General features: G+C 56.7%; 19 protein-coding genes. 14 read left to right on the top strand and 5 right to left on the bottom strand.

Annotated elements, in window-relative coordinates:
- The first annotated feature begins 170 nt into the window (after positions 1-170).
- Both clpS and clpA read left to right on the top strand, forming a co-directional pair.
- Positions 171-566: an ATP-dependent Clp protease adapter ClpS gene (gene clpS / locus ACNKU7_RS09750; RefSeq protein ID WP_418296780.1), complete on the top strand. Its 396-nt coding sequence runs from the start codon at positions 171-173 to the stop codon at positions 564-566.
- Positions 567-695: 129 nt separating this feature from the next.
- On the top strand, positions 696-2,981 hold the full coding sequence (gene clpA / locus ACNKU7_RS09745; RefSeq protein WP_418296779.1) for an ATP-dependent Clp protease ATP-binding subunit ClpA: 2,286 nt from the start codon (positions 696-698) through the stop codon (positions 2,979-2,981).
- An 85-nt stretch (positions 2,982-3,066) separates the two neighbouring features.
- On the opposite strand, the gene infA is transcribed toward clpA, so the two are convergent.
- The 4 genes from infA to trxB all read right to left on the bottom strand — a co-directional run bounded on the left by infA (position 3,067) and on the right by trxB (position 6,050).
- A complete protein-coding gene (infA, locus tag ACNKU7_RS09740; protein WP_010130378.1) occupies positions 3,067-3,285 on the bottom strand; it encodes a translation initiation factor IF-1 in 219 nt (72 codons plus the stop codon).
- Between the two features lie 166 nt (positions 3,286-3,451).
- On the bottom strand, positions 3,452-4,171 hold the full coding sequence (locus ACNKU7_RS09735; RefSeq protein ID WP_418296778.1) for an arginyltransferase: 720 nt from the start codon (positions 4,169-4,171) through the stop codon (positions 3,452-3,454).
- Between the two features lie 98 nt (positions 4,172-4,269).
- The gene (gene aat / locus ACNKU7_RS09730) at positions 4,270-4,977 is read right to left on the bottom strand and encodes a leucyl/phenylalanyl-tRNA--protein transferase (RefSeq protein WP_418296777.1); all 708 of its coding nucleotides are present in this window, start codon (positions 4,975-4,977) and stop codon (positions 4,270-4,272) included.
- A gap of 131 nt (positions 4,978-5,108) precedes the next feature.
- A complete protein-coding gene (gene trxB, locus ACNKU7_RS09725) occupies positions 5,109-6,050 on the bottom strand; it encodes a thioredoxin-disulfide reductase (RefSeq protein WP_418296776.1) in 942 nt (313 codons plus the stop codon).
- A 499-nt stretch (positions 6,051-6,549) separates the two neighbouring features.
- Between trxB and ACNKU7_RS09720 the strand changes: the two genes are divergently transcribed.
- The 7 genes from ACNKU7_RS09720 to ACNKU7_RS09690 all read left to right on the top strand — a co-directional run bounded on the left by ACNKU7_RS09720 (position 6,550) and on the right by ACNKU7_RS09690 (position 14,416).
- Positions 6,550-8,874, top strand: a complete 2,325-nt coding sequence (locus ACNKU7_RS09720; protein ID WP_418296775.1) for a DNA translocase FtsK — start codon at positions 6,550-6,552, stop codon at positions 8,872-8,874.
- 96 nt (positions 8,875-8,970) lie between these two features.
- Positions 8,971-9,588: an outer membrane lipoprotein periplasmic chaperone LolA gene (lolA, locus tag ACNKU7_RS09715; protein WP_418296774.1), complete on the top strand. Its 618-nt coding sequence runs from the start codon at positions 8,971-8,973 to the stop codon at positions 9,586-9,588.
- Positions 9,581-10,930 (top strand): replication-associated recombination protein A, encoded by a 1,350-nt coding sequence (locus ACNKU7_RS09710; protein ID WP_418296773.1) that lies wholly within the window; start codon positions 9,581-9,583, stop codon positions 10,928-10,930. The genes lolA and ACNKU7_RS09710 overlap by 8 nt, the downstream gene beginning before the upstream one ends.
- Before the next feature lie 39 nt (positions 10,931-10,969).
- The gene (gene crcB, locus ACNKU7_RS09705) at positions 10,970-11,344 is read left to right on the top strand and encodes a fluoride efflux transporter CrcB (protein ID WP_418296772.1); all 375 of its coding nucleotides are present in this window, start codon (positions 10,970-10,972) and stop codon (positions 11,342-11,344) included.
- An 18-nt stretch (positions 11,345-11,362) separates the two neighbouring features.
- The gene (serS, locus tag ACNKU7_RS09700) at positions 11,363-12,640 is read left to right on the top strand and encodes a serine--tRNA ligase (RefSeq protein WP_418296771.1); all 1,278 of its coding nucleotides are present in this window, start codon (positions 11,363-11,365) and stop codon (positions 12,638-12,640) included.
- A 20-nt stretch (positions 12,641-12,660) separates the two neighbouring features.
- The gene (gene cysG / locus ACNKU7_RS09695) at positions 12,661-14,040 is read left to right on the top strand and encodes a siroheme synthase CysG (protein ID WP_418296770.1); all 1,380 of its coding nucleotides are present in this window, start codon (positions 12,661-12,663) and stop codon (positions 14,038-14,040) included.
- A gap of 100 nt (positions 14,041-14,140) precedes the next feature.
- Positions 14,141-14,416: a hypothetical protein gene (locus ACNKU7_RS09690; protein WP_418296769.1), complete on the top strand. Its 276-nt coding sequence runs from the start codon at positions 14,141-14,143 to the stop codon at positions 14,414-14,416.
- Between the two features lie 33 nt (positions 14,417-14,449).
- On the opposite strand, the gene ACNKU7_RS09685 is transcribed toward ACNKU7_RS09690, so the two are convergent.
- Positions 14,450-16,807, bottom strand: coding sequence for a penicillin acylase family protein (locus tag ACNKU7_RS09685; protein WP_418296768.1), 2,358 nt, complete (start codon positions 16,805-16,807; stop codon positions 14,450-14,452).
- Positions 16,808-17,119: 312 nt separating this feature from the next.
- Between ACNKU7_RS09685 and ACNKU7_RS09680 the strand changes: the two genes are divergently transcribed.
- The 5 genes from ACNKU7_RS09680 to ACNKU7_RS09660 all read left to right on the top strand — a co-directional run bounded on the left by ACNKU7_RS09680 (position 17,120) and on the right by ACNKU7_RS09660 (position 23,843).
- A complete protein-coding gene (locus ACNKU7_RS09680; protein ID WP_418296767.1) occupies positions 17,120-19,777 on the top strand; it encodes a TonB-dependent receptor in 2,658 nt (885 codons plus the stop codon).
- 178 nt (positions 19,778-19,955) lie between these two features.
- Positions 19,956-21,296 carry an ergothioneine biosynthesis protein EgtB gene (gene egtB, locus ACNKU7_RS09675; RefSeq protein ID WP_418296766.1) on the top strand — a complete coding sequence of 447 codons (1,341 nt, stop codon included), beginning with the start codon at positions 19,956-19,958 and terminating at the stop codon, positions 21,294-21,296.
- On the top strand, positions 21,293-22,291 hold the full coding sequence (gene egtD, locus ACNKU7_RS09670; RefSeq protein ID WP_418296765.1) for an L-histidine N(alpha)-methyltransferase: 999 nt from the start codon (positions 21,293-21,295) through the stop codon (positions 22,289-22,291). Before egtB ends, egtD begins: the two co-directional genes overlap by 4 nt.
- Entirely contained in the window at positions 22,275-22,766 is a 492-nt protein-coding gene (locus tag ACNKU7_RS09665) for a DUF411 domain-containing protein (RefSeq protein WP_418296764.1), read from the top strand. Before egtD ends, ACNKU7_RS09665 begins: the two co-directional genes overlap by 17 nt.
- Positions 22,767-22,826: 60 nt before the next feature.
- Positions 22,827-23,843, top strand: a complete 1,017-nt coding sequence (locus tag ACNKU7_RS09660) for a hydrolase (protein ID WP_418296763.1) — start codon at positions 22,827-22,829, stop codon at positions 23,841-23,843.
- Positions 23,844-23,891: the final 48 nt, after the last annotated feature.

Here is a 23,891-nt window from a genome sequence, read left to right as displayed (position 1 = left end):
GTAGCCAAGACCCTCTTACTTGTCAAGAAGAAGAGACTGTCCAGACTGTGCGCAATCCAGAATGAGGTTACAATGCCCCCTCAATTTTGTCCGCCTCGAACACGCTGACAGAGTGTCATTACGAGTAAGCGGAAACCTCCAGTAAACCTGAATTCTGATTGATTGGCGCTATGGGAAAATTACAAACCATTAAACTACACTCTGACCAAGGTGAGGGAGGAGACGACGGCTATTTACATGGAGCGGGCGGCGACACGGCGGTAGCAGAGGCCAAACCTCGCCTGAAACGCCCCCCGATGTTCAAGGTCGTGATGCTGAACGATGACTACACTCCGATGGATTTTGTGGTCGAGGCACTGGAGCTGTTCTTCTACGTAGACCGAGAGCGCGCCACACAGCTGATGCTGCAGGTGCACACTAAGGGAAAAGCCATCTGTGGTGTCTATACTCGAGATATAGCGGAAACAAAGGCCGCGCAGGTTAATCAGTTTGCACGAGACCACGAGCATCCATTGCTGTGTGAGATTGAAGCTGATGAAGGTGATGAAAGCGGAGAGGAGGAGTAGGTGATAGAGGCCGCACCCGACGAAGTGCGGACACTCCCGGCTAGCAGGGCCGGCGACAGACAAATCAGCAAACACCGGATCGCGGCTCAGGCGCCCGGACGACATTGGCCAGTAAGGTTTGAGGTTTAGATGCTCAGCAAGGATTTAGAGGTAACGCTCAATCTAGCGTTCAAAGGTGCACGTGCGAAACGCCATGAGTTCATGACGGTTGAGCACTTGTTGCTGGCACTGCTGGACAATGAATCCGCCGCAGACGTCCTTCACGCGTGCGGAGCTGACCTGAGTGCACTGCGCAGGGAGTTGCTCGAATTCGTGGATTCGACAACCCCGCTCATTCCCGAAAATGACACCGAGCGCGAGACGCAGCCAACGCTTGGCTTCCAGCGCGTGTTGCAGAGAGCTGTGTTTCATGTGCAGTCTTCCGGCAAGAAAGAGGTGACTGGAGCTAATGTCCTGGTCGCAATTTTTTGCGAGCAGGAAAGTCAGGCTGTCTACTACCTAAAGCAGCAGAGTGTCGCCCGTATTGATGTGGTCAACTACATCACACATGGAATTTCCCGTGTCAGTTCCGGTGGCCACAATTCCCACAGCAACCCTGACCCTTCCCCTGATCAGGTGGATGAAGATCTTGGTAGCACTGCCGAGTCTGGTGGTTCTGACCCACTGGAGAGTTACGCCACGAATCTCAATCAGGAGGCGATACTCGGTCGTATCGACCCGCTGGTGGGGCGCGGCCCGGAGGTTGAGCGGGTAACGCAGGTGCTGGCACGCCGGCGCAAGAACAATCCGCTGCTGGTGGGTGAATCCGGCGTGGGCAAAACGGCGATCGCTGAGGGCCTGGCGCGTCGCATTGTTGACGGGGAAGTACCGGAACCGCTCCAGGAAAGCACCATTTACTCTCTGGATCTGGGCTCTCTACTGGCTGGAACCAAATACCGGGGCGACTTTGAGAAGCGCTTCAAGGCTCTGCTCGCTGAGCTTAAAAAGCGGGAGCATGCCGTTCTGTTCATTGATGAGATACACACGATCATTGGTGCGGGTGCGGCCTCGGGCGGCGTGATGGATGCGTCCAATCTGCTGAAGCCGCTGCTGTCGAGTGGCCAGCTGCGCTGTATCGGGTCCACGACCTTTAACGAGTATCGCGGAATCTTCGAGAAAGATCGTGCACTTTCCCGCCGCTTCCAGAAGATCGATGTCCACGAGCCGTCCGTGGAAGAGACCGTGCAGATTCTGCAGGGCTTGAAGTCCTGTTTTGAAGATCACCACAAGGTGCGCTTCACCGATTCCGCGCTGGAGGCGGCTGCACAGCTCGCCAACAGACATATCACGGAACGCTTCCTGCCAGACAAGGCTATCGATGTAATCGATGAGGCGGGCGCGTATCAGGCGTTACTGCCGCCGGATCAGCGCACCGACACCATCACCGTGACAGAAATTGAAAATATTGTGGCGAAGATGGCGCGCATCCCAGCCAAAAGCGTGTCGGCATCCGACAAGGTGCAGCTGGCCAAACTGGAAGACAACCTCAAGATGGTTGTATTTGGCCAGGATCAGGCCATTGATGCGCTGGCCACTTCAATCAAGCTCTCCCGGGCCGGCCTCGGTGCGGAAGAGAAACCGATAGGCTCATTCCTGTTTGCAGGCCCCACGGGTGTCGGTAAAACCGAACTGTGTCGCCAGCTTGCCCAGGTCATGGGTATCGAGCTGATCCGGTTTGACATGTCGGAATATATGGAGCGGCACACGGTGTCCCGCCTGATTGGCGCGCCTCCCGGCTATGTCGGTTTCGATCAGGGCGGCCTGCTTACTGATTCGGTGACCAAGCACCCTCATAGCGTGGTGCTGCTCGACGAAATTGAGAAGGCGCATCCTGAAGTATTCAACTTGCTCCTGCAGGTCATGGATCACGGTACTTTGACGGACAACAATGGCCGCAAGGCTGACTTCCGCAATGTCATTCTGATCATGACCACAAATGCCGGGGCGGAATTGATGAGTCGTCGCTCGATTGGGTTTACCAGCCAGGATCACAGTTCCGACGGTATGGAGCAGATCAAAAAGATGTTCACTCCCGAATTCCGCAATCGCCTGGACAGTATCATACAGTTCGGCGCACTGGATCTCTCGGTAGTGAAAACGGTGGTGGACAAGTTTATCGTCGAGTTGCAGGCGCAGCTTGATGAGTCGAGAGTCACCCTGGAGGTCGACAGTGAGGCTCGGGAGTGGCTTGCGGTTAACGGATACGACGAAAAGATGGGTGCACGACCAATGGCCCGCCTGATCCGCGAGAAACTGCGCAAACCTTTGGCTGAAGCGGTGCTGTTCGGCGACCTGTCAGAAGAGGGTGGGCGTGTTGAGGTTACGGTTGAAGAGAATCAAATCAAGATCACGACAGCCGTACCAGCCCTGCATTAATTCTGCAGAATTGCGCAAACGAAAAAAGCCACCATAAGGTGGCTTTTTTATTGCTGCGGAATCCGGGGATCGCGCAGCGACTGAATCAGCGAGCGCGGTAGGTAATCCGACCTTTGCTCAGGTCATAGGGAGTCAGCTCTACCTTGACCTTATCGCCAGTCAGAATGCGAATGTAATTCTTGCGCATCTTGCCGGAAATGTGTGCGATTACCACATGCCCGTTTTCCAATTTCACGCGGAACGTGGTGTTCGGCAGGGTGTCGATCACCTCACCTTCCATTTCAATGTAATCGTCTTTTGCCATGCGGCAGCAACCTTTGATTAATTTCTACTAGCTTTACAGTCGACCCTGAAGCGGACGCCAGGTGCGACGGGCGTGCATTTTGCACGAAAAGCGCCGCAAGGCCAAGCGCTATCCGGGTTCAGGTAACGATTGCGGAAAGCGAGTCGCTAGAGAGCGTTGAAACTGGCTAGTCAGCCTTCTGTGACCAGCGGTGATTCTCCAGGATTTCCAGCGGCTGGAACTGGTTCTTGTACGCCATTTTCTGGCATGCCTCGATCCAGTATCCGAGGTAGACGCTTGGCAGACCAAGGCGGCGAGCCCATTCGATCTGGTAAAGAATGGAATAACTACCAAGACTACGGCGGTCTTCGTCCGGATCATAGAAAGTATAGATAGCGGAAACACCACCGCAGAGCACATCGGTTACCGTTGTGGCGACGAGTCGCCCCTCGAGGCGAAATTCCAGATACCGCGTGGTGCCCCACGGATTATTCAGGAAGCTGCGAAATTGCTCCCGGCTGGGGGGGTACATTTCCCCGTCTGCGTGGCGCTCCTCGATGTAGCGTGCATAGAGAGCGTACTGTTCATCAGTATCTATTTCAGTCTGATGGATGACATCAAGATCCCGGTTTCTGCGCCAGCAGCGCCGCTGATTGCGATTTGGCGCGAAGCGCTCAACCGGTACCCTGGACGGGATACACGCGTTGCAGCTGGCACACTGGGGTCGGTACAGGTAGCTGCCACTGCGGCGAAAGCCGAGCTCAGAAAGGCGGCTGTACAGTACCTGGTCTACGGGAACTTCGGGGTCAACAAACACGGTAGTGGCGTCCCTGTCTTCCAGGTAGCCACATGGGTGTGGAAGGGTCGCCAGAAGCCGTATTGAGTCGAGCTGGGAATATTTACTCAAGCTTTATGCTCCACAAGTTTGCCACCGCTTTATGGGTGACAAGAGCTCACTGTGAGTCAGGTTAAGTTGTTTTTGTCCCAGTACCAAGAGCGCATCGGCTAGCTTTCGGGGGGCGGCGCCCTGAGCGGCCAGGGGGAGGGAAAAGGGGAGCGCGCGACCTCTTGTTTCAATATGGTCTCAAACTGCGCTCTGGGTATCTCGACCGCCCCAAGACTTAGCAGGTGGGGATTGCTCACCTGGCAATCAATCAGCCGGCAACCCCATTGCCGCAGTTGCGCCACAAGGTGCGCAAAAGCCACTTTGGAGGCATCCGTTGCGCGATGAAACATCGACTCCCCGAAGAACACGCGGCCAATGGCTATTCCGTACAGCCCGCCAACCAGCTCCCCATCCTGCCAGGCTTCCACGGAGTGGGCACATCCCGCCGCGTGCATGGCCTGATAGGCGTGGTGCATGTCATCCGTTATCCAGGTGCCGCTCTCGTCGGCCCGGGGGCCTGCGCAGCCCTGCATCACTTCACTGAATGCCTGGTCGAAGGTCACCTTGTATCGCTGCTGGCGCAGCGTCTTGCGCAGGCTGCGGGAAAAGGTGACCTCATTGGGGAAGAATACACAGCGGGGGGAGGGCGACCACCACAGGATTGGCTGGTCATCCGAGAACCAGGGGAATATGCCCCGATGGTAGGCCGCCAGCAGCCAGTCCGGCGTCAGTGCGCCGCCGACGGCCAGCAGGCCATTGGGATCGTCCAGCGCATCCCTGGTGTCCGGGAATTCAATGTAATCCGAATCAAGTAGGGGGAGCATCATAAAAAGAGCTGGGCTGCCTTGCTGGGTTTTGCAGACGAAGATACCGAATAAAAAAAATGATGCCACTTTCCCGGCAATAAAAAAGGCGATCTAACGATCGCCTTTGAAATCAGCCGAACGGCTCGAGCAGTTTACTGGGCGTCCAGGTAACGCTCCGCATCCAGCGCCGCCATGCAGCCGGTACCAGCGGAAGTAACCGCCTGGCGGTAGATGTGATCGGACACATCGCCGGCAGCAAACACACCCGGGACGGATGTCTGGGTCGCGTTTCCGTTCAGGCCGCTTTCAACCACAATGTAGCCACCGTTCATTTCCAGCTGACCCTGAAAGATGTCAGTGTTCGGCTTGTGGCCGATGGCGATGAATACACCGGAAGTGTCCACGTCTTTGGTGGAGCCATCTTGCACATTCTTCAGGCGGACACCGGTTACGCCGTTGTCATCACCCAGAACCTCCTCCAGGGTGTGGTGCCAGCAGAGGGTGATATTGCCATTCTTTGCTTTGTCCAGCAGGCGATCCTGCAGGATCTTCTCGGCGCGCAGCTCATCGCGGCGATGAACCAGAACCACTTCGCTGGCGATATTGGAGAGGTACAGAGCCTCTTCTACCGCGGTATTGCCGCCACCAACGACCACGACCTTCTGGTCACGATAGAAAAAGCCGTCGCATGTTGCGCAGGCGCTTACGCCGCGGCCCTGAAAGGCCTCTTCTGACGGCAAGCCCAGGTATTGGGCTGAGGCGCCAGTGGCAATGATCAGCGCATCACAGGTATAGGTTTCGTTACCTTTCAGGGTGAACGGGCGGTTTTTCAGATCTACTTCGTGGATGTGGTCGAAAAGGATCTGGGTCTCGAAGCGCTCCGCGTGTTGCTGCATCTGCACCATCAGATCGGGGCCTTGCAGGTCGTGGGTGCCGCCCGGCCAGTTTTCTACTTCTGTGGTAGTGGTGAGCTGACCACCTTGCTGCATGCCGGTAATTACAACCGGATTGAGGTTGGCGCGAGCTGCGTAGATGGCAGCGGTATAGCCGGCGGGACCGGATCCGAGAATGATCAGTCGGTGATGGTTGCTCATGAAATACTCGCAAACTTCAGGTTTTAGATAATAGTGTGTGGCAGCGCTGGTTGCCCTGGAGGGGGATCATGCCGAGAAGGCGAGGCCGGATCAAGGTGATACCCCAGCAGATGCCGGTTGCGCGAGCAGTCTCGAGGCATGGGCTGCCAAAGTTGCGGGAATGATAGGGGATCACGGAAACGTGACCAAATAGTTTGGTCTTATTTATCTCATTGGGTGGTTCTATAGCCAGCGAAAATGATCGCCGAGCGAGGTGGCAGGCTATTAATGCGCCATATTCGAGTGAGCTCCACACTTCTAAACCGGCGTCACAAATCGATTTAAGAAGCAGCTTTAAGTATTTGATATTTATATGGTTTCATCTTTTTAAAGTAAATTATAGAAAGGTCTTGGTGTGGCATTTGCGTGGCGGGTGTAGTACACAGTCGACATGAAACAGAGCGGCTCAGCCGAATGCCGTCACAAGAAAAGAGCTCAACAAAAAGACTGAGGTAAGCCATTGAAGGCTGAGACTGACGCCGAAACGGCAAACGCTATTCCCGAGACATTCATTGCCCGCATCGTGCGCGAAGGTGCACTGATCGCTTTGCTGGCCGGCACACTCCTGGTTGGTATCAGTTTGCTCAGCTACGACGCCGGCGATCCCGGTTGGTCGCACACGGGTGATGGCGGTGATATACACAACGCCATAGGTCCAACCGGCGCCTGGCTCGCTGATGTCAGCCTGTCCCTGATTGGCTGGATGGCCTATCTGTTCCCGATTTTGATCGGCTGGCGTGCGCTGCGCATGTTGCGAGATCGGAATGCGCGTTTTCACGGACCGCTGTTGGCACTGCGGTTGGCCGGCCTCCTGATGCTGCTGCTTGCCGGTGCGGCTATCGCAACACTTTGTTTTGCTCAGGCCCAGGATCCCCTGCCATTTTCCAATGGCGGAATAATTGGTGCGGCCATATCCGCCTTTATGGAGAAGGGGCTCGGATATGTCGGCGCGACAATTTTGTTACTGGCCCTGTTTGCTATCGGCGTCACCATTTTTACCGGCATGTCCTGGCTGAAGCTGTTCGAAGATATCGGACGCAGTGTGCTGGTTGTTTTTTCGGCGCTTGCCGCGCGCATGGCCAGGGTTAAACAGGATCGTGAAGAAAAACGCGTAGCCCGGGAAGCGAAAGTCGTTCGCAAGGCGGCCATAGAGGAGGAAAAGCAGCGAACGGCCAAGCGACTGCCGCCCAAGATCGAGCCGATTGTCCCCCCGGTAAAAGAAAGCCCAAGGGTGGCCAAAGAAAAGCAAAGGGAACTGTTTAATGAGCCGGTTACCGGTACTTTGCCGGCGCTATCGCTGCTGGATCCCGCAGATACCAATAAGAAGGCCGGTTTCTCCCGTGAGTCCCTCGAAGCACTTTCCCGCTTGCTGGAGTTGAAACTCAAGGATTTCGGGGTGGTGGCTGAGGTTGTGTCGGTGTTGCCGGGCCCGGTGGTCACTCGCTTCGAAATTCAGCCAGCAGCAGGGGTCAAAGTCAGCCGCATTACCAATTTGGCCAAAGACCTTGCGCGCTCACTGGCGGTAATCAGTGTGCGTGTGGTGGAAGTCATTCCGGGTAAGTCGGTGGTGGGCATCGAGATTCCGAACGAAAACCGCCAGATGGTTCGCTTGTCTGAAGTGATTGGCGCTGAAGTTTATGAAAAATCCGGCTCGGCACTGACGCTCGCCCTGGGGCACGACATTGCGGGCCAGCCGGTAGTGGCCGATCTTGCCAAGATGCCGCACTTGCTGGTGGCGGGCACTACCGGCTCCGGTAAATCAGTCGGTATCAATGTGATGCTGCTGAGCCTGCTGTACAAATCCACACCGGAACAGGTACGACTGATCCTGGTTGACCCGAAGATGCTCGAGCTCTCCGTGTACGAGGGTATCCCGCATCTGCTCACCCCCGTGATTACCGATATGAACGATGCGGCCAATGGTCTACGTTGGTGCGTGGGCGAAATGGAGCGTCGCTACAAGCTTATGGCGGCCATGGGCGTGCGCAACCTGGCCGGCTTCAATCGCAAGGTCAAAGAAGCCAACGCGGCGGGGACCCCGCTGGTAGACCCGATCTGGCAGCCGGATCCAATGTCGAGCGTGCCGGAGTCGGAGCAGACTCCGCCACACCTCAAGCATTTGCCCGCGATTGTCGTCGTGATTGACGAATTTGCCGACATGATGATGATTGTTGGTAAAAAGGTTGAGCAGCTCATTGCCCGGATTGCGCAGAAAGCGCGGGCGGCAGGTATCCACCTGCTGCTGGCGACGCAGCGCCCGTCTGTGGACGTGATCACCGGCCTGATCAAAGCCAACGTACCTACACGAATGGCTTTCCAGGTTTCTTCCAAGGTGGATTCGCGCACGATTCTGGATCAGGGCGGTGCGGAGCAGCTGCTCGGGCACGGTGACATGCTGTACCTGCCACCGGGCACAGCCGTCCCCATCCGCGTGCACGGTGCATTCGTGGATGACCATGAAGTACACGAGGTGGTGGCTGACTGGTGCCGCCGCGGCGAGCCAGAGTACATCGATGGCATTGTGGACGATTCCAACAACAGTATCCCTGTGCCCGGGATGGCGACCGAAGGTGGTGAGGACGACCCCGAGGCCGATGCGCTGTACGATGAAGCCGTCGCTTTTGTGACCAAATCAAGAAAGGCATCCATTTCGTCTGTGCAGCGCCAGCTTCGTATCGGCTACAATCGCGCCGCGCGCATGATCGAAGCCATGGAGGCTGCCGGGGTCGTAACCCCGCAACAGGCGAACGGCAATCGCGAGGTGCTCGCGCCGCCACCGGCGTAAAGCTTTGGCATTTCGTTTGGGGTTCAGGCAGGGTTCACCTCCCGCCAACTAGTCTTTAAGGACAGCCCCAACCGACAAGCAAATTGGAAGGCAGCCATGAAACACACTCTGAGTCTTTTCCTGATCGCACTGGGTTTGACCCTCGGCACCTCTGGTGCCCGCGCTGACGCCACCGACGAATTGAGTCGGCTGCTGCAGCCGCTGGGGGCCATTTCCGGAAGTTTTCGCCAGACCCTGAAAGATGAAAAAGGCAAAGTCCTGCAGAAGAGCAGCGGCAACTTTTCTGTACAGCGCCCCGGCAAGCTGCGCTGGCAGACTGGCGAGCCATTTCCGCAGCTTCTGGTCACCAACAACAAGAAGCTGTGGCTTTACGACCCGGATCTCGAGCAGGTCACCATCCGCCCCGTCGACAACCGCATGAAAGAGACTCCGGCGTTGCTGCTGGGTGGCAAAGTCGAGGATATTCGCGGGTCATTCTCCGTTTCCAGCAAGCAGGGTGCCTATCACCTGACGCCCAAACGCGCCTCGGCACCATTCAAGTCCATGGTGATTCGCTTCGACAAGGGCGGCTTGCCAGCGGCAATGACCGTGCGTGACGGGATGGGACAGACCACTGAAATCAACTTCAACGGCCTGCAGGCCAATCCGAAGCTGTCTTCGTCCATTTTCAATTTCAAAGTGCCCAAGGGGACCGATGTAATCCGCGATGAATGATCTGTTCCGATCGCAACCCAGGCACCAGCCATTGGCCGCACGCATGCGGCCCCAGACTCTGGCCCACTATGTGGGCCAGACGCATTTATTGGGCCCCGGTAAACCCCTGAGGGAAGCCGTTGAGCGTGGCCAACTGCACTCAATGGTGCTGTGGGGGCCGCCAGGTGTTGGCAAGACCACATTTGCGCGCCTGCTGGCACAGGAGTGCGATGCGCGCTTTGCGACACTTTCCGCGGTTCTTGCAGGCGTCAAAGAAATACGCCAGGCGGTCGCCGAGGCCGAGCAGCACAGCGCCCAGTTTGGCCGCGGCACCATTCTGTTTGTGGATGAGGTGCATCGCTTCAACAAGTCACAGCAGGATGCCTTCCTGCCGTATGTGGAAGAGGGCACCGTTACCTTTGTTGGTGCCACCACCGAAAATCCGGCTTTCGAGCTCAATAACGCACTGCTGTCCCGCTGCCGTGTCTACCTCCTGCGCAGTCTGAGCCAGGAGGAATTGAGCGGATTATTGACCCGCGCGCTCACCGAGGATCCCGAACTGTCCGGGCGACAGATTCGCATGTCGCCGGCGGTGCTGGACAAGATTACCCTGAGCGCGGATGGTGACGCTCGCAGCGCGCTCAACCTGCTGGAGATTGCCTGCGACCTTTCCCGGGAAGAGGGTGGGGAGCAGGTCATTGACGAAACCGTATTGAGCGAAGTCCTCAGTGCGGATGTGCGCCGCTTTGACAAGGGAGGCGACTACTTTTACGACCAGATCTCCGCGCTGCACAAATCCGTGCGGGGATCAGACCCGGATGCCGCGCTTTACTGGTTTGCCCGTATGGTCGACGGCGGCTGCGACCCGTTATACGTTGCGCGCCGAGTGGTGCGGATGGCCAGTGAGGATATCGGCAATGCCGATCCGCGCGCGCTGGAGATCGCGCTGAACGCCTGGGAGGTACAGGAGCGGCTTGGCAGCCCGGAAGGCGAGCTGGCAATTGCCCAGGCGATCGTGTATCTGGCCATCGCAGCCAAAAGTAACGCCGTATACACCGCATACAAGCGGGCACTGGCAGATGTGCGTCGGGAGCCCAGTTACGAGGTGCCGGTACACTTGCGCAATGCGCCCACCAAGCTCGCGAAATCAATGGCTCACGGCGCTGAATATCGCTACGCACACGACGAGCCTGAGGGTTTTGCCGCGGGTGAGAACTATTTTCCCGAGCCCATCAGCGACCGGCGCTACTATCACCCGGTCAATCGAGGTCTGGAGGGGAAGATTATGGAGAAGTTGCAGCGACTGGAAACCCTCAACCGCCAGAGTGACCTGCAGCGCTACCCGAGCCCGGAAAAGCCTTAAACTCACCCCGGATAACAACAAGAACGTCAGAACATCGCTATGCAATGGCTTGCAATCGCTTTCGGAGGGGCAGTAGGCGCCTTACTTCGCCACCTGATTAGCCTGTGGAGCTATCCCGTATTCGAGGGCCGGATTCCACTCGGCACGTTTATCGTCAATCTCATTGGTTCATTTTTGATCGGCATCACTTATGTGCTGATTGTTGAGCGCGGCCTTCTGGGGCCTGAGTGGCGATTGATGATTATGACCGGGCTATTCGGTGCGCTCACAACCTTCTCGACCTTCTCGCTGGAAACCGTGCTGTTGTGGCACAATGGCCAGCCTTTAACGGCTCTGGCCTATATTTTGGCCAGCCTGCTGGTGTGTTTGGCAGCCACTGGAACCGCCATTGCACTGGCCATGAAATATCTATAACGCGGTAATCAATACATCATGCTCGATCCTAAACTGATTCGTACTCAACTGGACCAGGTTGCGGCGGCGCTCGCCAAGCGCGGTATGCAGCTGGATACAGCAAAACTGGAACAGCTCGAAGAGCAGCGCAAGGAACTGCAGGTGCGTACCGAGTCGCTGCAGAACGAGCGCAACAGCAAATCCAAAAATATTGGCCGTGCCAAAGCCGCCGGCGAGGACATTGCCCCGCTATTGAAAGAAGTAGAATCGCTGGGCGGACAGCTGGCGGAAGCCAAGCAGGCGCTGGCGGAATTGCAGCAGGAACTCGACGACATTCTGCTGGCCATCCCGAATATCCCGGACGAGTCTGTGCCGGAAGGCGCGGACGAAGATGACAACGTGGAGGTGCGCCAATGGGGCACGCCACGCAGCTTCGATTTTGAAGTGCGCGACCACGTTGACCTGGGTGCGAATCTTGGCGGCCTCGATTTTGAAGTGGCAACCAAATTGACCGGTTCCCGCTTTGCTGTGATGACCGGTTCTGTTGCCAAGCTGCACCGCGCATTGGCGCAGTTCATGCTTGACCTGCATGTAGACGCGCACGGCTACCAGGAAGCCAATGTACCGGTCATCGTCAATAGCGATTCCCTGTTCGGTACGTCTCAGCTTCCCAAGTTTGCCGAAGATTTGTTCAAGCTGGAGGATGAGCGCAATTTCTACCTCATTCCCACTGCCGAAGTGCCGCTGACCAACCTCTACCGCGACGAAATCGTCGAAGATGCGAATTCGCTGCCGCATAAATTTGTCAGCCACACCACCTGCTTCCGCTCCGAGGCGGGCTCCCATGGCCGTGACACCCGCGGCATGATTCGCCAGCATCAGTTTGAAAAGGTTGAGCTGGTTTGGTTCGCGCGTCCGGACCAGTCCGTGGATGCCCTGGAGCAGCTGACGGGCCATGCCGAAGCCGTGCTGCAGAAGCTGAACCTGCCGTACCGCACCGTGGTGCTGTGCGGTGGCGACATGGGCTTTGGCGCTCGCAAGACCTACGACCTGGAAGTGTGGATCCCGTCCCAGGACAAGTATCGCGAGATCTCTTCCTGCTCCCTGATGGGCGATTTCCAGGCTCGCCGTATGAAAGCGCGCTGGCGCAATCCGGAGACCGGAAAGCCCGAATTGCTGCACACATTGAACGGTTCGGGTCTGGCAGTGGGGCGCACATTGATTGCGGTACTGGAAAACTATCAACAGGCCGATGGTAGTATCGAAGTACCGGAAGTACTGCGCCCGTACATGGGGGGCGCAACCAAGATCGGCTAAGCAGTAATTGGAATACAACCTTGCGTTACCTGCCTCTCGCTTTTGATTTGAAAAACCGCCCCTGCCTTATTGTTGGTGGGGGTTCCATTGCCACGCGCAAAGCGCGGCTGTTGAAGAAAGCGGAGGCCTGCCTAATGGTAGTGGCTCCGGACATCACGGATGAGTTGCACCAGCTGGTATTGGCGAGCGGCGGCGAGTACATCGTCGGCCGCTACCATGCCGACCTGCTAAAGTGCGTTGATCTGGTGGTTGCTGCCACCGCCGACGCCACGGTGAATAAACAGGTGTCTGTCGATGCCCGTGCACTGCGCCTGCCCGTTAATGTGGTGGACTCACCGGATCTTTGCACCTTCACTTTTCCCTCGATCGTTGAGCGCGGCCCACTGGCGGTAGGCATAAGCAGTGGCGGCAGTGCCCCTGTGCTGGCGCGGATGCTGCGCGCGCAAATAGAAACATTGCTATCACCTGGTCTCGGGATGGTCGCAGAGCTTGCCGGCCGTATGCGGGGCAAGGTGAAAGCGGCGTTACCAGAGGCCCAGCGAAAAGACTTCTGGCACTGGGTGTTTAACGGCCCGATTGTCGGCCAGGTTGAACGCGGCCACGGCGCGGATGCCGAGCAGACGTTGCTGAAAGAGCTCCAGCGGTGGCAGGAGACGCCCGCGCCCGGTGGTGAGGTCTACCTTGTGGGCGGGGGGCCTGGCGATCCCGATCTGCTGACGTTTCGCGCTTTGCGGCTGATGCAGCAGGCCGATGTCGTTTTGTATGATCGCCTTGTATCGGATGAAGTTCTGGAGCTGGTCCGGCGCGATGCAGAGCGCATTTATGTCGGCAAGAAAAAGCAGTTTCACTCGGTTCCTCAAGACGACATCAACCAGTTACTGGTCGATCTCGCAAAGGAGGGCAAAAAGGTTTTGCGCCTGAAGGGCGGGGATCCGTTTGTTTTTGGCCGAGGTGGTGAAGAAATCGACAAGCTGGCGGAAGCACAAATTCCATTTCAGGTGGTTCCGGGTATTACCGCGGCGATCGGCTGCTCGGCGTATTCCGGCATACCGCTAACGCACCGGGATTACGCGCAATCGGTTCGCTTTATTACCGGGCATCTAAAGCAGGGTACTCTGGTGTTGCCGTGGCAGGAGCTGGTGACACCGAACCAGACTGTCGTGTTCTACATGGGCCTCACGGGGCTTGCCACCATTTCCGAGCAGCTGATCGCCCATGGGATGGCGGCAGACACGCCGGCAGCACTGGTGGAGAAGGGTACCACCCGGGAGCAGCGCGTGATCACAGGTACCATCGCCACCTTGCCGGGACTGGCCGAAGAACACAAAGTAGAGGCGCCTGCGCTTACCATCGTAGGCGGCGTGGTCAACCTTCGGGAAAAACTGGGCTGGTTCAACTAACCCGGATCACACGCCGTGCTTTTGGGCCGCTTTGTCACGCCGACGTAAACTCGATTATCACTCGCAGCTCCCCTAACTATACTGAGGGAGTTGTTCGCGAGTGGTGGCCAGTATGTTTTGGAAGTTGGTTCGATTTTATTGCACCATCGTGGTGCGAACTTTCCTTCCGCAGGAAAGTGAAATTGTATTGGCGAAAGAAAATGATGATCACCTGCGGCGCTATTCCAAGCGCTACAAGATCAAGCGGGGCTGGGTGAAAAACCTCTGGATTGGCACGTCGCTGCTGATGCTGTGCTTCCCGTTACTGCCCTTTATGTTGGCAATCGGGTTGTTAACTTCTTTCCTGTCTTTCGCCATTCTTGATGAAACCGCCTGAGCCGCGTTGCGCGACCCAGGCGAGTTGTATCAATCAATTCAATCGCAGGCTGTAGACAATCTCTTTTTCCTTGAAGGGCGAGGCCTTGCCTTCCACCCAGTCGCGATGCCCATTACCAAAGAATGGAGACAGCGGGTGGGCACTCTGGCCTGTCGCCATATGGAAAATTCCCGATTCCTCCCGGCCTGGCGCCACCACCAACCGTTCTGACGCGCCATTGGTGGAGGACTGCACGCGCGGCATGTGTGAGTCGCCGGGCAGGGGGTCTGCAGGCATTGCGGTAAACCAGTTCACTGCTGACACGGCTTTACCCAGCGGGTGTTCAATACGCGCTGAGTTTTGTGCCCCCCAGGTCTGCTCTGCGAGAGGCAGTCCGGTTTCCGCCATTTGCTCAAGAACCGTATCAAGTGCGGCCATTTTCAGTGCGCGCCAGGATTCGTACTCCGGGTTGAGCAGGTGCTCAGGCTCTTTCTCAAGCATCTCCCATGCAGGGTACTCTACCTGCCGGTTCACCCGACCAAAGGAGAAATCCTCTTCGTAGCGCCGCATGTAGGTCAATACCGGCGCGGTTGCGAGCTCGATAAAGTTGAGGCGGAAGTTGCGCACAATCCGGTAGCCTACGGAATCCGCACTGGCGCGTCCGCCCCAGTTCCTGATTTGAGCGGCTATCTCTTCGTAGCCGGCCATTTCCTGGGTAAGCGTCAGCAAATGCTCCTGCCAGCGCTGCAGGAAAACGGCGCGATCATCCAGCTGAATGTCCAGCAGATCCTGTTCGTCGAACGTTTCCCGAGCGAAAAGGGCATCGCGGATTTGTTGCTGGCGGGCCCCCAGAGCGTAGCCACCATCACCCATCACTTTCAGGTATTCCCCATCCATGGTGCGGGAGTTTGCGGTCCAGATCCGGTGGGAGGGCGGATTGTAGACCCTGGGCTGCTCTTCCAGCGTCAGGTAACCGTCCCAGTAAGCCGTACCATCAGCCCAGCTCACGGATCGGCTGCCATCGAGACCGACCCTGCGCGGAATGGGGCCTGCCACCGTCCAGCCGATATTGCCTTCACTGTCACCAACGACAAAGTTCTGATGGGGAATCCCGAGCTGCGGGGCAAGATCCAGGGCGTCCTTTGTGCTGGTGACATTTTCCATCAGCAATAGATTCATATTGGCACCACGCACATCGTGCGCGACCCAGCGGTAGGCCAGGGGCGTGCCGTGATGGTTGGTGGCAACGACCGGCCCCCAGATGGTTTTCCGGATCTCCAGCTCGGTTGGCGCCTGGCCTTTGACCTCGATCTGTTCTTTCTCGATAGTGAAGTCTGCCCAACCGTCGGGAGTCCGGTACTGTGCTCCGTCTTCAGAGAGCTCGAGGGGAATCAGGTCACCCCAGTCCGCCGTGGTGTTGGTAAAGCCCCAGGCGACCTGGCCATTGCTACCGGCCACGATGATTGGGCCACCGGGGAGGGAGGCGCCGCGCATTTCACGCTCACTGCCGGGAACCACCCAGCCGGCGCGGTACCAGATATTGGGCACCGTGATGGCGAGGTGCATATCGTCGGCAACAATGGCACCACCGTGGGCCGTCAAAGCGCCGCCTACAACCCAGTTATTGCTGCCGACAATCATGTCTTCGCTCTGCATGGGCGCATAGGCCATAGGCTCACCGGCTACATCAAGCGCGGCGATATCCGTTTCAGGCAGGTTGATCGGATCCCGCGCACTGCCGATTAGCGGTGCATCCCAGATTCCCCCCTTCGGTACGAAGAAGTCGTACAGGTCCTTTGGCAGCAGTTCGGCCAGTGCGTTGTCGCGTCGCTCGAACTTGCCGGTTTCACTTTGCAACGTGAGATACATGCTGAAAATGGAGAGCAGGCTGTCTGCCGGAACCCACTCGCGGGGTTCCTGTGCAAGCAGGGCGTACTCCCAGGGATAGGCGCCAAGCTGATCGAGGCCAAAATTCACGCCATCGGCGTAACGCTGAAGCAGGAGGCGCTGCGCTTCGGGCATTGCCGCAATATTGCGTTCGGCGCGCTTGCGGAACTGGTGCGCGCGAATGCCCTTGTCGTGCTCCAGCGCCGCGGAGCCTACCAGTTCGGACAGTTCGCCGGCCGCGTTGCGACGCAGCAGATCCATTTGGAAGAAACGCTCCTGCGCATGCAGGAATCCGAGCGCATAGGCGATGCTGCCGCGATCTTCCGACCTGATGAAGGCGACCCCCTGGCTGTCGCGCTCAATTTCGACCGGGATCTCCAGTTGCCCTGTCTCAAGTTCGCCTTCCAGCAGGGGCAGGCTTTGGCGAAGCCATAACCATGCAGCAAGCAAAACTAGTATAAAAAGGACAAGAAGGGCGGTTGCCAGCCGTATGAGGCGAGGTATCAATTGTGGCTTATCAGTCATCGCTCATTTTCCGAGATAAATTGTCAGGTTGTTATTTTGGGACTTGGCGCGTTTATGAGTGTACCAATAGATTTTTCAATTCTTATGTTACCGGGGGACAATATTTGGTCATATTGATACATGTGGGGTAGAAATAAATGCCATTATGGCGCGATAATGCACTTTGTCCTGAGAGAAAACTGACTAGTCACAACAAAAAAGTCACCAAGTGCTTTTCTTGATACTTTTGTGCCCGTAATATGGCCGGACATAACAATGAAAAAAAGCAGTTTTCATCACGCTTGTTCAATAAAAACTAAACGCGAGGCCGCGATGATGCACAACGCCGATCAGTCCGGTAAAAACCGGTTCTTTACCCTGTCCACCCTCTCCGGCGCCATAGCCGTAGCAACCGCTTTGAGCGGCACTGCATATGCTGCCGAGATCGAAGAAGTAGTAGTAACTGCGCAGAAGCGCGCCGAAAACCTGCAAGATGTTCCTATTGCCATTTCCGCTTTTACTGGCGACTCCATGAAAGCGATGGGCGTTAAGAACCTGACGGATCTGGGTAAATTTACCCCCGGCGTGGAAATGAACAACGATACCCCGCTGCAGCCGACCTACAGCGTGCGCGGTATTGAAACTGGCGACTTTACTGTGGGCTCCGACCCAGCAGTGGCCGTGTACGTCGATGGCGTATATACCGGCCGTGGCGCAGGCGCCGAGATTCCTCTGGCCGACATTGAGCGCGTGGAAGTGCTGAAAGGCCCGCAGGGTACTCTGTTCGGCCGCAATGCGACCGGTGGTGCCATCCACATCATCAGCCAGAAGCCGCAGGCGGAAGACACTGCCGAGCTGAACCTGTCTGCCGGTAACTTCGGCCGTATTTCTTCTGATTTGCTGCTGAACAGCCAGCTGAGCGACACCGTATACGGTCGCTTCACCGCGTCTACCAACCGTCGCGACTCGTTCGCTGACAATATTAACGGCGGCGCCACAACCGGCAATATCGATACCCAGACGTACCGTGCATCCCTGGTTTGGGAAGCCTCTCCTGACACTGAAGTACTGTGGCGTGCCGATTACGGCATCATGGATCAGGGCAGTGCGCTGCGCTCTTCCATTGTTCCGACCCTGCAGGCGATGGATGGCGGCACCGATGTATTTGGTGATTACGCGCTGGATACCCCAACCATTGAAGATCGTGATTCCTGGGGCACGTCGCTGACCATTACCCACGACTTCAACGACCTGACCTTCACCTCGATCACTGCATATCGCGGTTTTGACGCGCACCTGCAGCAGGACGAAGACGGCACCGCTAACCCGGATTACATGTTCGGTTCTGCCAACTTTGATGAGCAGACCCAGTTCTCCCAGGAATTCCGTCTCAATGGCGCGACTGACACGCTGAAATGGACCCTGGGTGCGTCGTATTCTCGTGAAGAGCTGGAACACGTTACCGATGCGTACTTCACCGCAGGTTCTCTCGAGTCCTTCGCGATTTATGAAGGCCTGAAGGGTAATCCGGAGATGTTTGGTATTCCGCAGGCCGTCTTCGATCAGATGAGCACCACTGAGCAGGAAGATGCGGCTGCAAAAATTCGCGCGGCTATGGCAGCTGGCTTGGTACCGGGCATGCCGGAAGGTTCCGCAGTAACCTCCGTGGTTTATGACTTGCTGATGGCTTCCGATGTATTCCAGCAGCAGATTGGCGCTCAGCTGGCGCCGCTGAATGCCATGCTGGCACCTTACGGAATGGAGCTCGGTGCGAAAAACCTGAGCAGAGCGGACATGATGGCCTCTCTGATGACTGGAATTTATCCATGGGTTGCCGCCGATACCCCCTGGAACGAAAGCGTTACCAACACTGGTGACTATCGTTCCGCGGCGATTTACGGTGACGCCACCTGGAGCCTCACTGAAAAAATGGATCTGACTGTTGGCGCACGCTATACCGCCGATAAAAAAGATTTCACCATTGAGAGCTCCTACCAGAATGCACTGCCGGTAGCGCTGGTTGGTAATATCGGTCTCGTTGATGATGACGGTAACCCGCTGGCGATTCCTCTGCCCGACGGTAGTTTCCTGACTGCTATTCCTATGCCCGGCGTAGTGATGCAGCAGCGCTTCGGCATGGCGTTCAACAACAATGGCATCGAAGATCTTTACGCGAAGCTGGATGATTCCTGGAGCGACCTGTCTGGCCGTGTCGTGCTGGATTATCGCTGGAACGATGACGTCATGACCTTCATCTCTCTGGCAGATGGCTTCAAGGCGGGTGGCTTCAACAGCTTCAGTGCTGCTCCTGGTATTGATCCGTCCTTCGACCAGGAGAGCGTGACCAACCTCGAAATCGGCATGAAGAGCAGCCTGTTTGACAATGCAGTGCGCTTCAATGCGTCTGTATTCGCGTACGATTACAAGAACCTGCAGCAACTGGATCTGGTTGGTAAGCCAATCCCGAACTACTACCTGCGCAACGCTGATGCGGAAGGCCGTGGTGCGGAAATGGAAGTTCAGTGGGCAGCCACCGACAACCTGTTCATCGCCGGTAACTACTCGTACCTGGATACCGAGTACACCCGCTACCAGATCATCGAATCCATCGGTGAAACGGAAGAGAAAAACTCTCGTGTAGGCCAGCCGCGTGTGGGCACTCCCAAGAACAAGTTCAACATCATGGCTGAATACTCTTTCGGCCTGGATCAAGGTGGCGAAGTTGTTCTGCGCGGTGACTACAACTGGACCGGCGAGCGTGTGGGCTCCATCAGCGACCCGGCTCGTGTAATCCCGGACTACCAGCTGTTCAACCTGCGTGCTGGCTGGAACAGCGCTTCCGACCGTTACGCTGCAGCCCTGTGGGTTCAGAACGTAACCGACGAAGAAATCGCCGGCGGCTACGGCGGCACTGGTGCTGCAATCGGCGCGAGCCCTGCATGGCGCTTCCTGCCGCGTACTTACGGCGCAGACTTCACCGTGCGCTTCTGATCGCAATTTCCATTGCGGATCAACTCGAAAGGGTCGGCTTTGCCGGCCCTTTTTTGTGCCTGCCGATCATGCCAGCAAATTCCTGGCGCGAGATCCCGCACTAAATGCGCCGTATTCATGGGAATCCACCACAATGCATGTATGATCAAAACACTAAAGTCGTTGACTGGATCCGGGGATGAATCTGATTACGCAGGTGGGATCAGAGGTAGCGGGGGAGTCCGGAGCTTCTCCTTCCATGCAGGAGCTGTCGATAGATGCACGTATCGACCTGCTTAACCAATACCAGCAGGTTCGCAATGAAAGCTGTTCACTGGCTGACCCGCTGGGCGCAGAAGACATGCAGCTTCAATCCATGCCTGATGCCAGTCCCACAAAATGGCACCTGGCGCACACCAGCTGGTTTTTTGAAACCTTCCTGCTGAGGAAGTCCCTCTCCGGATACCGGGTGTTTGATCCCGACTACCATCACCTGTTCAATTCCTATTACAACGCTCTCGGCCAGCCGTTTTCCCGACCCCAGCGCGGGTTGCTCTCACGACCAGACATCGAACAGATATTTGCGTATCGGCAGCACGTGGATCGCGCAATCGAGCAACTCCTTACCGAAGAAGACTGCCCGTTGCCTGTCGGCGAGCTGCTGACACTTGGCCTCCACCATGAGCAGCAACACCAGGAACTGATACTCACTGACATCAAGCATGCGTTCTCGATAAATCCTCTACTACCGGCTTATCTCGAAGACCTCGACGGTGACGACGACCCGGATGTGCGGGCAAAGGGCCTGACATGGCTGGAAGTACCTGAAGACACCTACGCCATAGGCAGTGATGGCGATGCCTTTTACTTCGACAATGAAGGGCCTGCGCACCAGCAACTCCTGCCCGCATTTCAGATCGCCTCGCGCCTGGTCACCAATGGGGAGTTCCTCGAGTTTATGGAAGAGGGCGGGTATCGCGAACCCCGCCTGTGGCTCTCGGACGGGTGGGCCTGGGTACATCAGCACGGGCGAGAAGCGCCCCTCTACTGGCAAAAGCGTGATGGCGACTGGTTCCAGTTCACCCTCGGGGGCCTGGTACCCGTGGATATGGAAGCTCCGGTGTCACACGTGAGCTTTTATGAGGCGGACGCCTTCGCCAGTTGGGCCGGAAAGCGCCTGCCCACGGAGTTCGAATGGGAAGTCGCGGCCTGGCTACACCGGCAGCCAGATGCCTTGTCGAGTGCCAACATGCTGGAAAAACGCAAATACTGTGCTGCGGTCGAAAGCCATGGTCCAGCGCAATTTCTCGGCAATCTCTGGGAGTGGACGGGCAGTGCGTACCTGCCTTATCCCGGATTTCGCGCCAGTGCCGATGCGGTAGGTGAGTACAACGGCAAATTCATGTGCAACCAGATGGTACTGCGCGGTGGCTCTTGTGTGACACCGGCCAGCCACATCCGCATCAGTTACCGCAATTTTTTCTATCCTTATCAAGCATGGCAGTTCACCGGCATCCGACTGGCAGGAGACCCAGTTTGAATATTGCGCTAAATACCCAGCCAAATGCTCCGAAAGGCAACGTCCCCAAGGTTCTGCAGTCGCAAGAAATGGAGGGCGGTGATTTTTTAAGCGATGTGATAAGTGGGCTCAGGGCAGACCGCAAGTCTCTTCCGTGTAAATACCTGTATGACGCAGCCGGTTCAAAAATATTTGAGCAAATCTGCGAGCTCAAGGATTACTACCTGACAAGGACTGAAGCGCATATTTTCGCAGAGAATCTGCCCGAAATTGCCAGGACGCTCGGGGCAAATGTCACCCTGGTCGAGCCCGGCGCGGGTAACTGTGAAAAGGCCGAGCCCCTGCTGTCTGTGATGGAGTCCCCCGCAGCGTATATTCCCATTGATATCTCGCCGGAGATTCTGCATGCAGCAGAATCTCGGCTTCAGGCGGCACTACCATCACTGCCGATACAGGCGGTTGTCGGAGACTTCACTGCGCCAATAACCTGGGAGCCTAACCGGCTGGGTAATCGCCGCGTGATTTTCTTCCCGGGGTCTACCATCGGCAATTTTTCCTGCGAGCAGGCCGAGAGGCTACTGGCGGATTTTGCCAGTTGGCTGTCGCCAGGCGACGGGCTCCTGCTGGGCGTTGACCTGGTCAAGGACTCTGTGGTGCTTGAGCGCGCCTATCACGATGATGAGCACGTGACGGAAGCGTTCAATAAAAACCTGCTCCGGCGGATCAATCGTGAACTGAATGGCAACTTTGACATGGATGGTTTTTCCCATCGCGCCTTTTACCATCCGCTACGACAACGGGTGGAAATGCACCTGGTCAGCCTGAAAAGCCAGCAAGTTACGGTGGCTGGTGTGCAATTTCAGTTTGAAGAAGGGGAGACTATCCACACCGAAAACAGCCACAAATATACCCAGGAAGGGCTCACGAAGCTGCTGGCACGCACGGGTTTTACGCCATGTCGGCATTGGACGGACAACAACAATCATTTTGCCATCTACTATGCAGAAATCACCTAACCCCAGCTTCCGCATTTTATTCTTATTATTCGCCTGTTGGCTTGTACCACTTGCCAGTCATGCAGACGGTGAGACATCACAGGATGAGATCGTGGTGTACAAGTCGCCGTTCTGTCTTTGCTGCAAGGAGTGGATAAAGCACCTCGAGCAGAATGCCTTTACGGTGACCAGCGAAAATGATCTGGATACCGCCACTATCAAGCAACAGAAAGGCGTTCCGCACAGTATGCAGGGCTGCCATACCGGTGTCTCGAAAGGCCAGTATGTGTTCGAAGGGCATGTACCTGCGCGCCTGATACGGAAGTTTCTTGCGCATCCGCCCGAAAATGCCATTGGCCTGGCTGTTCCAGGAATGCCGAAAGGCAGTCCCGGGATGTATCGGGGTAAAGATTTCAAGCCGTATAACGTATTCGTGATCATGCCGGGGGGCGATTACCGCTTGTATGAAGCAGTGACCGCGCCCGAAGCATCTTGAGGTTGGCAAATTCCTGCGAGGGCCGTTAATCTGAGCGGCCCTTACAAGTTGTACCAGATAATGCCCAGTAGCCCCCATTCATCCCTTGTCCGTACTGAAGCCTTCCGTCCTGCCATAGGGCTTGGCAACTGCCATCTGCAAACAATTTTTCCCCGCTACCACCGCCCGCGCCCCTGGATCCACACCCAGTGCCAATGGCTACAGACGCCCGACGGCGACCGGCTAGCGCTGCATACGCCAGCACCTCTGCGAGATGATGCCAGTGCACCCATCGTACTGATTCTTCATGGCCTTGAAGGCTCGGTAGAGTCACCTTATGTGCAGGGTATTATGCAGGCACTTAAGGCGTCAGGTTTTCAGGTCGCCGTTATGCATTTTCGAGGCTGCGGCGGTGTGCCCAATCTGTTGCCACGTGCCTATCACAGTGGCGACAGTGCCGATCCCCGGTGGCTGGCCGGGCATCTGCGCGAGCGCTTCCCGGCAACACCACTCATGGCGGTTGGTTACTCGCTGGGTGGCAACGTTCTTCTGAAATGGCTCGGCGAGGATGCTGAGCAATCCCCACTGAGCGCGGCGATTTCGGTGTCCGCACCATTGGATCTGCACGCGTCCAGCCGACGGCTGCAGCAGGGGTTTTCCAGGGTTTACCAGCGCCATCTACTTAGCAGCTTGCGCGACAGCCTACGGCGCAAAGCACAGAATCCAGAGCTGGCCCACAAGATGCCCAAACTCGATGAGGCGCGGTACTTCTCAAGCTTCCGGCATTTCGATGATCACTTTACGGCGCCACTACATGGATTTGCCGACGTCGATGACTACTACACCCGCGCTTCAAGTAAGCCTCTGCTAAAGCACATACAAATACCGACACTGATTCTCCATGCGGCCGATGATCCGTTCGTCTGCAGAAGTGCCATTCCCGAACCGCACGAAGTGAGTCCCTCTGTAACCCTGGAGATCAGCAAGCAGGGCGGTCATGTGGGGTTTATAAGTGGAAGCCTCTGGCGTCCCCAATACTGGTTGGAAGCACGGATCCCTCAGTTCTTCCTCGATAACATGCCCAATTGCCCTGAATAGCGAGCGGTTTAGCGGCGAACTGCTAAGGTTGGTGCATAACAATGATCA

The organism is Microbulbifer weihaiensis (genome assembly GCF_048323715.1).
GTDB lineage: Bacteria > Pseudomonadota > Gammaproteobacteria > Pseudomonadales > Cellvibrionaceae > Microbulbifer.
Note: the sequence above shows the minus strand (reverse complement) of the source record. Positions and strands in the feature narration are given on the sequence as shown.

Coding starts and splice junctions, on each gene's coding strand:
- clpS (WP_418296780.1), top strand. CDS start 171: ATGGGAAAATTACAAACCATTAAACTACACTCTGACCAAGGTGAGGGA.
- clpA (WP_418296779.1), top strand. CDS start 696: ATGCTCAGCAAGGATTTAGAGGTAACGCTCAATCTAGCGTTCAAAGGT.
- infA (WP_010130378.1), bottom strand. CDS start 3,285: ATGGCAAAAGACGATTACATTGAAATGGAAGGTGAGGTGATCGACACC.
- aat (WP_418296777.1), bottom strand. CDS start 4,977: ATGATGCTCCCCCTACTTGATTCGGATTACATTGAATTCCCGGACACC.
- trxB (WP_418296776.1), bottom strand. CDS start 6,050: ATGAGCAACCATCACCGACTGATCATTCTCGGATCCGGTCCCGCCGGC.
- lolA (WP_418296774.1), top strand. CDS start 8,971: ATGAAACACACTCTGAGTCTTTTCCTGATCGCACTGGGTTTGACCCTC.
- ACNKU7_RS09710 (WP_418296773.1), top strand. CDS start 9,581: ATGAATGATCTGTTCCGATCGCAACCCAGGCACCAGCCATTGGCCGCA.
- crcB (WP_418296772.1), top strand. CDS start 10,970: ATGCAATGGCTTGCAATCGCTTTCGGAGGGGCAGTAGGCGCCTTACTT.
- serS (WP_418296771.1), top strand. CDS start 11,363: ATGCTCGATCCTAAACTGATTCGTACTCAACTGGACCAGGTTGCGGCG.
- ACNKU7_RS09685 (WP_418296768.1), bottom strand. CDS start 16,807: ATGACTGATAAGCCACAATTGATACCTCGCCTCATACGGCTGGCAACC.
- ACNKU7_RS09680 (WP_418296767.1), top strand. CDS start 17,120: ATGATGCACAACGCCGATCAGTCCGGTAAAAACCGGTTCTTTACCCTG.
- egtB (WP_418296766.1), top strand. CDS start 19,956: ATGAATCTGATTACGCAGGTGGGATCAGAGGTAGCGGGGGAGTCCGGA.
- ACNKU7_RS09665 (WP_418296764.1), top strand. CDS start 22,275: ATGCAGAAATCACCTAACCCCAGCTTCCGCATTTTATTCTTATTATTC.
- ACNKU7_RS09660 (WP_418296763.1), top strand. CDS start 22,827: ATGCCCAGTAGCCCCCATTCATCCCTTGTCCGTACTGAAGCCTTCCGT.